The 1,165-nt window shown below is 60.9% G+C and carries 1 protein-coding gene; it reads left to right on the plus strand.

The features are described 5' to 3' along the window. Positions 1-198 precede the first annotated feature (198 nt). Positions 199-1,165 (plus strand): IS481 family transposase (locus tag ACOVRJ_RS11925; RefSeq protein WP_422044068.1); only part of this gene is annotated, 967 nt, incomplete at its 3' end.

Below are 1,165 nucleotides of genomic sequence, written 5' to 3' on the forward strand. Positions count from 1 at the left end.
GTGTTGCGTCCCGGATGATCATATAGTACCGAGCCGAACCCCTCTCTTTCAAGCCAGAACCGTGTTACGAGAGCTTTTCCATCGTCCCGCGCGTCGCGCACCCACCCCTGAAGTCGTCGTTGGGGCTCCCTTCCCGCCGGCGGGAAGGGCGGGGGGATGGGTGGACAGCCCGTCCGGTTCACCAAAGTGCTGACGCACATGCGCACCTCCTTGCACAAACTCGCTCGCACCACCCCCGCAGTCCGCGCGGAGCTGGCCTCCAGCACCGATTCGGTGGCAGAGCTCGCGAGGCGCTTCAACATCACTGAGCCCACGGTACGCAAGTGGCGCGCTCGGCAGACCTTTGAAGACCGGCCGCACACACCTCAGCGCCTGCAAACCACCCTCACTCCAGCGCAGGAGTTGGTGGTTGTTCAGCTGCGTCGCACGCTCCTAGTGCCCTTAGACGATCTGCTGGCAGTCACGCGCGAGTTCATCTGCCCGAAGCTGTCTCGCTCGGCACTGGACCGTTGTCTGCGCAGACACGGCGTTGGGGATCTTCGCGCACTGCTGCCAGCTTCGCCGCGCAAAGCCTACAAGCCGTTTCGCGACTATGAGCCTGGCTTCGTACATGTCGACGTGAAGTACTTGCCCCAGATGGCTGACGAGAGCCGTCGCAGCTATCTGTTTGTGGCCATCGATCGCGCAACCCGCTGGGTGTTCATACAAATCAAGCCCAACAAGTCTGCGGCGTCGGCCGCTGCCTTCCTCAAAGCGCTGCGCAAGGCTTGCCCGATCAAGATCACTCGCATCCTCACGGACAACGGCAAGGAGTTCACTGACCGGCTGTTCGCCTCTCGTGAGCGCAAGGCATCTGGGGAACACGAGTTCGATCTGTTGTGTACCGAGCTGGGTATCGAGCACCGGCTGACCCGACCACGACGGCCGCAGACAAACGGTATGGTTGAGCGATTCAACGGCCGCATCAGCGAGATACTCGCCACGCATCACTTCAAAAGTGGTGAGCAGCTTCACATCACGATAGAGCGCTACGTCAGGCTGTACAACCATCATCTGCCTCAGGCCGCACTGGGTAGCAAAACGCCAGCCCAGGCTGCAAAGGACTGGTATGCAAGGCGGCCAGAACTATTCGTCAAGCGACCGTACGATCTTCCGGGACTTGACA

Source organism: Roseateles sp. (genome assembly GCF_049240545.1).
Taxonomy (GTDB): Bacteria; Pseudomonadota; Gammaproteobacteria; order Burkholderiales; family Burkholderiaceae_C; genus Paucibacter_A.